Origin of the sequence: uncultured Halovibrio sp. (assembly GCF_913056445.1) — a bacterium.
Classification (GTDB): domain Bacteria; phylum Pseudomonadota; class Gammaproteobacteria; order Pseudomonadales; family Oleiphilaceae; genus Halospina; species Halospina utahensis_B.
The window spans coordinates 1-7563 of sequence record NZ_CAJXMA010000111.1; the positions used below are offsets into that span (position 1 = coordinate 1).

Here is a 7563-nt window from a genome sequence, read left to right on the forward strand (position 1 = left end):
CGGCGGACTGGTGCACCACTACCCCCGGCGGCAGTGGTGCCATCCGCGAGGTCTGCGAATGGCTTCTGGCGTGTCGCGGGGTCCTGGATCAACTGGTTGACGGGTACCGTGCGCCATGAAACTGCCCGACTGGATGCTGCTGGCCTGGCTGAGGGACCGCTCCATTGCCCTCTGGGGCATTGTCGGCGTCGTGCTCCTGGGCCTCGCCCTGCTGGTGCTCCAGGAGGATGACCCGATCCGCGACACCACGGCCACCGACCTGCGCGGCCCACAGAAGCCGGATGGCTTCGTGGTCAACGCCACCTTCCGCGCCTTCGACAGTGAAGGCCGCCTCAAGTCACGCATCCGCACCCGCCGGGCTGAACAGTTCCAGGATGAGAACCGGGTCACCATGGAGCGCCCCCGTGCCATGCTCATGGCCCGCAACGGCGGCGCTCCCTGGTTCGTGCGTTCACGTACCGGGCTTTACCGGCCAGATGTGGCCAAACTCATGCTTGAGAAGGATGTCCGGGCCCGCCACAGCAGCACCGAGCGCGGGGATGTGCTGATCCTCAGCGAACGGATGACGCTGGATAACAACGAACGGATTGTGCAGACTGATGCGCCGGTGACCCTGATCGACCGCAGCAGCGTGACCCATGCCGTCGGCATGACGGGGTGGATCGACGAACGCGCGGTCAGGCTCGAGAATGATGTCCGCAGCCGGTACTTCAACCGCTGACGCACAGGAGGCACAGCCTGCTCATGACCAACCCGGCACGCACCCGAAACGCCTGGCGGTTTCTGGCAGGGCTGCTTCTGAGCAGCCTGTCACTGCCCCTGTATGCGTTCAATCTGGATTCCGACAAGCCCATCCGGGTTGAATCCGACAATGCCCGCCTGGATGACCAGGAAGGAACCGCCACCTATACCGGCAGTGTCCGGGTTACCCAGGGCGAAGCCCTTCTGACGGCGGACAGAGTGGTTCTCTACAGGGGCGGGGCCCAGAGCCTCAACCGGATGGTAGCCACCGGCGACCCCGCCACCTACGAGCAACCGGAAACCGAACAGGGCCCGGCCGTCTACGCCGAGGGCCGGACCATCATCTACCGGGCCGACGAAGAACGCATCACCTTTGAGAACGAGGCCTTCATCCGGCAGCAGGGCGACACCTTCCGGGGCAACCGGATCGTGTACGACGTGGCCGAAAGGGTGGTCACCGCCTCCAGCTCCGAGGACGACGCGGATGACCGGGTTGAGATGACCATCCAGCCCGGCCGCGACAGCGGCAACGACAACAGCAACTGAGCGGACCCCATGGCGAGACTGGAAGCGCTGAACCTGGCCAAGAGTTACCGCCGCCACCCGGTGGTGATGGACGTTTCCCTCAGCATCCAGAGTGGTCAGATCGCCGGGCTGCTCGGGCCCAATGGCGCCGGCAAGACCACCTGTTTCTACATGATCGTGGGCCTGGTTCCCCATGACCGGGGCCGCATCCGCATCGATGACCGCGACATCACCCACCTGCCCATGCACGGCCGCGCCCGTGCCGGTATCGGCTATCTGCCACAGGAAGCCTCGGTCTTCCGGCGCCTGACCGTGGCGCAGAACCTGATGGCGATCCTGCAGACCCGCAGCGACCTCACAAAGGCCGAACGTGAGGAACGCATGGAGTCACTCCTGCGTGAGTTCCACATCAGCCACATCCGCAACAGCCTGGGCATGAGCCTTTCCGGCGGTGAGCGCCGCCGCGCCGAGATCGCCCGTGCGCTGGCGGTGGAGCCGGCCTTCATCCTGCTGGACGAACCCTTCGCCGGCGTGGACCCGATCTCGGTCAGCGACATCAAGCAGATCGTGCGCCAGGTGCGTGACCGGGGCATCGGTGTCCTGATCACCGACCACAACGTGCGCGAGACGCTCGACATCTGCGAAACCGCCTATATCGTCAGCGAAGGCCACATCATCGCCTCCGGCACCTCCGAGGACATCCTCGCCAACCAGCAGGTCAAGGAAGTCTATCTGGGCGACGAATTCCGTCTGTGACACGGTCCTCCCAAAACCGTTGTCGCCCTGCCCAATTGGCCTGTACACTCAATTCAAAAGACATTAAGCAAAATCCCTGCCGGCCTGCCACAGGGTCGGATTAAGGTTACGTAAATGCGGGACAATCGGTAACGGGAAAGCAGTCGATGGTCATGAAAGCGTCCCTGCAGCTGAAGATGGGCCAGCAGCTCACAATGACGCCCCAGCTTCAGCAGGCAATACGGTTACTCCAGCTCTCCACACTCGACCTGCAGCAGGAGATCCAGCAGCAGCTGGAATCCAATCCCATGCTTGAAACCGCCGAGGAAGCCGAAGCGGAAGCTGAAGCCGGGACTGACGACAGCGAAACCGCTGACACCAGTGAACACAGTGACAGCAGGGAAGATGGCCGCGAATCCGGTGAGTCAGAGGGATCGCAGGAAGACGAATCACGGGAAACCGCCGGCGCCGAGCCCGAGAGCTGGGAGAACGAGAACTGGCAGGACAACAGCGAAATCCCCGACAACCTGCCCGTGGACACCGCCTGGGACGACGTCTACCAGACCGCCCCCGCCTCGCCCGCCAGCTCACGCCCCGAGGATGAAGGCGGCGAATCGGATTTTGAGAGCCGCAACAGCCGTGGCGAGACTCTCCAGGATCACCTGCACTGGCAGCTCAACCTCACCCCCATGTCCGAGCGCGACCGCGCCATTGCCCACGCCCTGGTGGATGGCATCGACGACAGCGGCTATCTGACCCAGAGCCTTGAGGAGATCCATCAGGGGCTGAGCGCGCCGGACGACGAGGATCCACTGGAGATGGACGAGGTTGAAGCGGTCCTGCACCGGCTGCAGCACTTCGACCCGCCCGGGGTGGCCGCACGGGACCTGCGCGAGTGCCTGCTGATCCAGCTCAATCAGCTTCCCACGGACACCCCCTGGCTCAAGCAGGCACGGCTGGTGATCAGCCACTACATCCAGCTGCTCGGCAGCCGTGACTACCGCCAGCTGATGCGCCGCAGCCGGCTCAGCGAGGCGCAGCTCAAGGAGGTCCTGGGGCTGATCCAGAGCCTGCACCCCCGCCCCGGGGATGCCATCGGCGAGGAAGAAACCGAATACGTGGTCCCGGACGTGATCGTCACCCGCCAGGAAGGGCGCTGGAAGATCGAACTGAACCCGGAGATCGCGCCCCGGCTGCAGGTGAACAGCCTCTATGCGTCACTCATCCGCCAGTCCGACAGCAGCAGGGACAACACCTATCTGCGCGACCAGCTCCAGGAGGCCAAGTGGTTCATCAAGAGCCTTCAGAGCCGTAACGAAACCCTGTTGAAAGTCGCCTCCCAGATCGTCGATCATCAGCAGAGGTTCTTTGAAGAGGGCGAGGAAGCGATGAAGCCGCTGATCCTCTCCGAAATCGCCCAGGCGGTGGAAATGCACGAGTCCACCATATCCCGCGTCACCACCCAGAAGTACATGCACACCCCGCGTGGCATTTACGAACTGAAGTATTTCTTTTCCAGCCATGTGAGCACGGACGAAGGCGGCGAGTGCTCGTCCACAGCCATCCGTGCCATGATCCGCAAACTCATCAATGAGGAGGAAAGCCGAAAACCGCTGAGCGACAACCGTATAGCGACTATACTCAGTGATCAGGGCATCAATGTGGCACGCCGCACGGTGGCGAAATACCGCGAGGCGATGCACATTCCACCCTCGAACGAACGCAAACGTCTCGTCTAGAGGGTCTGACGCCTGTATGATGGCCACCTTCCGGTGGCCGGGCCGAACCGGAAACAGGAGCGGACTATGCAACTCAACATTTCAGGTCACCACATCGAGCTGACTGAAGCCCTCAAGGACTATGTCCGGAGCAAGATGGACAAACTTGAGCGACACACCGACCAGATCAGCAACACCCAGGTGACGCTGTCGGTGGTCAAACAGCGACAGACCGCCGAAGCCACGCTCCATGTAACCGGGGGCGAAATCAACGCCAAGGCCCAGCACGACGATATGTACGCGGCGATCGATCAGCTTGTGGACAAGCTTGACCGGCAAATTCTCAAACATAAGGAAAAGCAGGTGGAACGCATGCACGGTGCGGCCACCCGCTGATCCCAAGCGGTATCCATGGTCCATTCATCACTGTCCATTGAATCCATCCTTGCCCCGGAACTGGCCCTCTGCGGTGTTCCGGGGACCAGCAAGAAACGCATCCTCGAGACCATTGCCGAAAGGGTGGCCCTGCACTACCCGGAGCTTGAGGAGAACCAGATCTTCAACAATCTGGTGGCGCGGGAGCGCCTCGGCAGCACCGGCATCGGACAGGGCATCGCCATTCCGCACTGCCGGCTCGAGGACTGCAAGCGCGTGGTGGGCGCGCTGCTGACGCTGGATGAACCCATCAACTTCGATGCCATCGACAGTGAGCCGGTGGATCTGCTGTTCGTGCTCCTGGTGCCGCAGAATGCCACCAGTGAGCACCTTGAGCTGCTCAGCCAGCTGGCGGAGAAGTTCAATGACCGCGGCCTGTGCCGGCGCCTGCGCCAGTGCCAGGACTCGCAGGAACTCTATGACCTGATTGTCGCCAGCGAAAAGGCATCGCCGTAACGCCGACCCATCCAGCCAGCGGGAGATCGGGCTGTGAAACTGACCATCGTGAGCGGCCGCTCGGGCTCCGGCAAGAGCACAGCGCTCCATGTGCTGGAAGACCTCGGCTACTACTGCATCGACAACCTGCCCATCGGACTGCTGCAGCCGCTGACGCGCAAGGCGCTGGAATCGGACGAGCAGCAGAGCGACATCGCCGTCAGCATTGACGCCCGCAATCTCTCCGCGGACATTGCCGATTTCGAGAACCTCTACCGCCAGCTCCAGCACCCGGACCTGAGGGTGGAGGTCATCTATCTGGACGCGGCGGACAGCATGCTGCTGCAGCGCTTCCACGCGACCCGCCGCAAGCACCCCCTGAGCACACCGGGGCGCTCGCTGTCCGAGGCCATTCAGGACGAGAAAGCCCTGCTGGAACCCATCGCGCGGCTTGCGGACCTGCACATCGACACCACCGAACGCTCCATGTACGAGCTGCGCGACATGGTACGCGAGCGGATCGTGGGGCGGGACGAACAGCAGATGGCCCTTCTGATCCAGTCGTTCGGCTACAAGCACGGGGTGCCCATCGACTCGGATTTCGTCTTCGATGTGCGCTGCCTGCCCAATCCCTTCTGGGACGAATCCCTGCGCGGCTATACCGGGCTGGATGCCCCGATCCGTGAATACCTGACCGGCCAGCCTGGCACCACGACCCTGCTCGAGGATATCAAGGGGTTTCTGGACCGCTGGTTGCCGGAATTCCACACGGTGAACCGCTCCTACATGACAATCTCCATCGGCTGCACCGGCGGCCAGCACCGCTCGGTCTACATGGCCGAGGAGCTGGCGGCGCACCTGCGCCAGGCCTTCAGCACCGTCCAGGTCCGGCACACGGAACTGCCCCACGCGCAACCGACGCCCTGAACACAGCGGAAACCCAATGATCCGAGAATCCATCACCATCATCAACAAACTGGGCCTGCATGCCCGCGCCGCCGCCAAACTTGTAAGCTGCGCCGAACAGTTTGAAAGCAGTATCCAGCTGGGGCGTGACGGGCGGGAAGTGGACGGCAAGAGCATCATGTCGGTGATGATGCTGGCAGCCAGCTGTGGCACGGACATTGACCTGATCATCGAGGGCGCGGACGAGACCGACGCCCGGGACGCGCTGGTGGAACTGATCAACAACCGTTTTGACGAGGACGAATGAGCGACGCTGATACCCCAAGGCAACCGCAGGAAGAGCTGCCCAGCAAAAGCCAGGCGAAACGCGAGATGCATGAGCTGCGCGATCTGGCGGCGGCCCTGGCCGCCCTGCCCGAGGAGCGCATCCACCAGCTGCCCGCCTCCAGCGCCCTCATTGAAGGACTCCTGGAAGTCCGGCACCTGCCGGAAGGCGACCCGCGCCGTCGCCAGACCCTCTACCTGGGCCGCCAGATCCTCGAGGAGGACGAGCAGGCCCTGCGCCGGGCCGCGGCCGGACAGACCGCCGGCACCCCGGAGCACACCCGCCGCCTGCACATGGCTGAACGCTGGCGTGAGCGCCTGATCCATGAAGGCAAGCCGGCGCTGACCGAGTTCATGGACCGTTACCCACAGACCGATGTCCAGCACCTGCGCCAGCTGATCCGTAATGCGGCCAGGCAGTCGGACAGCGGGGACCGCAACAGCCCGCGCCGACGTCTCTACCGCTACCTGCGTGAGCGCATTGACGAGGGCGAGCAGCTGTAGGAAATCGCTTACACGGTGTATGGGCGATGTCCTATTTCCCCGGAAACGGATCTGACTAGAATAGGCAGTCGCAGGGACGCAATGCGGTGCAGGAGGCACCTGGTCAAAGGGACGGACAGCGCCCAGGGAGTCGGGCAGGGCCGGTGCAGTTCGGGTGGCAGGGAAGCCGCCCGTCTGGACCACCTCAATCACCCCGCACCGTCATCTCCGGGTCTGTTCTGTTCCCTCCCCAATCGCGAACAGACAGGAGCACATCACGATGAAAGGAATCGTTTCCGCAACCACCCGCCTGCTGGCGCTCACCCTGGTTCTGGCAGTCACGCCGGCCATGGCACAGGATGCCGCGGAAGAGACCGAAACGGTCAACGTCAATACCGCCAGCGCGGAAGTCCTCGCCGAGGCCCTCCATGGTGTTGGCCCGGCCAAGGCGGACGCCATTGTCTCATGGCGCAAGGAGCAGGGTGAATTCACCACCCCCGAGCACCTTGAGGAAGTGGACGGCATCGGCCCGGCCACCGTCAGTGACAACCGGGAGAAGATCCGCCTCGACTAGAGGCGCCGATGCTCCCATACCGGGATGGCGCTGCGGGTTCTGGCCAGCTGGTCGCGGTCCAGGACCGCACTGACCACACCCGGCCCATCCTCGGAGCGCTCGGCAACCACGCTGCCCCAGGGATCAATGATCATGGAGTGGCCCCAGGTCTGCCGGCGCTCATCATGCTGCCCGCCCTGATTGGGGGCACAGATCCAGACCTGATCCTCAATCGCCCGGGCCCGCAGAAGCGGCTCCCAGTGCGCCTCACCGGTCCGGTGGGTGAAGGCGGACGGCACCACCACCCATTCCGCACCTGCCTCCCTCAGCCGGCGGTAAAGCTCCGGAAAGCGCAGGTCATAGCAGATGCTGATGCCGAGCCGTCCTGCCGGAGTATCCACAGTCACCACCTCATCGCCGGGTTCGAACAGATCCGACTCCTGATAGCGGCCCTGGGAATCCCCCACCATGGCATCAAACAGATGGATCTTGTCATAGCGGGCCACCCGCTCGCCCTGATCGTTCCAGACCATGCACGCGGCGCGCACACGGCCATCGGGCACCACGGTGCCATCCGGACGGGTGCCCATGGGCAGGGAACCGGCCACGATCCAGAGGCCCAGGCGTGCGGCCTCGCGACCCACAAAGGACTGGATGGAGCCGTCCTCCCCAGCGGGGTGTGGAACAGCTGGGCCTGCTCCAGGGTCC

11 protein-coding genes are annotated in these 7563 nt (G+C 63.6%); 10 read left to right on the forward strand and 1 reads right to left on the reverse strand.

All coding sequences use genetic code 11. The features are described from left to right. The first annotated feature begins 115 nt into the window (after window positions 1-115). The 10 genes from lptC (at window position 116) to QZ501_RS14300 (ending at window position 6876) form a co-directional block, all read left to right on the forward strand. Window positions 116-721 (forward strand): LPS export ABC transporter periplasmic protein LptC, encoded by a 606-nt coding sequence (lptC, locus tag QZ501_RS14255; RefSeq protein WP_160897924.1) that lies wholly within the window; start codon window positions 116-118, stop codon window positions 719-721. Between the two features lie 23 nt (window positions 722-744). Then, the gene (gene lptA / locus QZ501_RS14260; RefSeq protein WP_151441131.1) at window positions 745-1287 is read left to right on the forward strand and encodes a lipopolysaccharide transport periplasmic protein LptA; all 543 of its coding nucleotides are present in this window, start codon (window positions 745-747) and stop codon (window positions 1285-1287) included. Window positions 1288-1296: 9 nt separating this feature from the next. Further along, window positions 1297-2022 (forward strand): LPS export ABC transporter ATP-binding protein, encoded by a 726-nt coding sequence (gene lptB / locus QZ501_RS14265; protein WP_095618285.1) that lies wholly within the window; start codon window positions 1297-1299, stop codon window positions 2020-2022. 152 nt (window positions 2023-2174) lie between these two features. Then, window positions 2175-3740, forward strand: a complete 1566-nt coding sequence (locus QZ501_RS14270) for an RNA polymerase factor sigma-54 (protein WP_295720442.1) — start codon at window positions 2175-2177, stop codon at window positions 3738-3740. Between the two features lie 66 nt (window positions 3741-3806). Then, window positions 3807-4115, forward strand: a complete 309-nt coding sequence (gene raiA / locus QZ501_RS14275; RefSeq protein WP_077530637.1) for a ribosome-associated translation inhibitor RaiA — start codon at window positions 3807-3809, stop codon at window positions 4113-4115. Between the two features lie 15 nt (window positions 4116-4130). Next, window positions 4131-4610: a PTS IIA-like nitrogen regulatory protein PtsN gene (ptsN, locus tag QZ501_RS14280; protein ID WP_151441128.1), complete on the forward strand. Its 480-nt coding sequence runs from the start codon at window positions 4131-4133 to the stop codon at window positions 4608-4610. Window positions 4611-4643: 33 nt separating this feature from the next. Next, window positions 4644-5516 (forward strand): RNase adapter RapZ, encoded by an 873-nt coding sequence (gene rapZ / locus QZ501_RS14285; RefSeq protein ID WP_151441127.1) that lies wholly within the window; start codon window positions 4644-4646, stop codon window positions 5514-5516. A 16-nt stretch (window positions 5517-5532) separates the two neighbouring features. Next, window positions 5533-5802: an HPr family phosphocarrier protein gene (locus QZ501_RS14290; RefSeq protein ID WP_151441126.1), complete on the forward strand. Its 270-nt coding sequence runs from the start codon at window positions 5533-5535 to the stop codon at window positions 5800-5802. Further along, window positions 5799-6323 carry a ribosome biogenesis factor YjgA gene (yjgA, locus tag QZ501_RS14295; protein WP_295720446.1) on the forward strand — a complete coding sequence of 175 codons (525 nt, stop codon included), beginning with the start codon at window positions 5799-5801 and terminating at the stop codon, window positions 6321-6323. Before QZ501_RS14290 ends, yjgA begins: the two co-directional genes overlap by 4 nt. Window positions 6324-6582: 259 nt before the next feature. Then, complete coding sequence (locus QZ501_RS14300; protein WP_151441124.1) at window positions 6583-6876, forward strand: helix-hairpin-helix domain-containing protein; 294 nt, start codon at window positions 6583-6585, stop codon at window positions 6874-6876. Here QZ501_RS14300 and QZ501_RS14305 read toward each other — a convergent pair. After that, window positions 6873-7563 (reverse strand): carbon-nitrogen hydrolase family protein (locus QZ501_RS14305; protein ID WP_295720448.1); only part of this gene is annotated, 691 nt, incomplete at its 5' end. The two genes, QZ501_RS14300 and QZ501_RS14305, sit on opposite strands and share 4 nt — an antisense overlap.

What these genes read in the sequence shown, in the direction of transcription:
- yjgA (WP_295720446.1), top strand. Translation starts at nt 5,799, where the DNA reads ATGAGCGACGCTGATACCCCAAGGCAACCGCAGGAAGAGCTGCCCAGC.
- lptA (WP_151441131.1), top strand. Translation starts at nt 745, where the DNA reads ATGACCAACCCGGCACGCACCCGAAACGCCTGGCGGTTTCTGGCAGGG.
- raiA (WP_077530637.1), top strand. Translation starts at nt 3,807, where the DNA reads ATGCAACTCAACATTTCAGGTCACCACATCGAGCTGACTGAAGCCCTC.
- QZ501_RS14290 (WP_151441126.1), top strand. Translation starts at nt 5,533, where the DNA reads ATGATCCGAGAATCCATCACCATCATCAACAAACTGGGCCTGCATGCC.
- ptsN (WP_151441128.1), top strand. Translation starts at nt 4,131, where the DNA reads ATGGTCCATTCATCACTGTCCATTGAATCCATCCTTGCCCCGGAACTG.
- lptC (WP_160897924.1), top strand. Translation starts at nt 116, where the DNA reads ATGAAACTGCCCGACTGGATGCTGCTGGCCTGGCTGAGGGACCGCTCC.
- QZ501_RS14300 (WP_151441124.1), top strand. Translation starts at nt 6,583, where the DNA reads ATGAAAGGAATCGTTTCCGCAACCACCCGCCTGCTGGCGCTCACCCTG.
- QZ501_RS14270 (WP_295720442.1), top strand. Translation starts at nt 2,175, where the DNA reads ATGAAAGCGTCCCTGCAGCTGAAGATGGGCCAGCAGCTCACAATGACG.
- lptB (WP_095618285.1), top strand. Translation starts at nt 1,297, where the DNA reads ATGGCGAGACTGGAAGCGCTGAACCTGGCCAAGAGTTACCGCCGCCAC.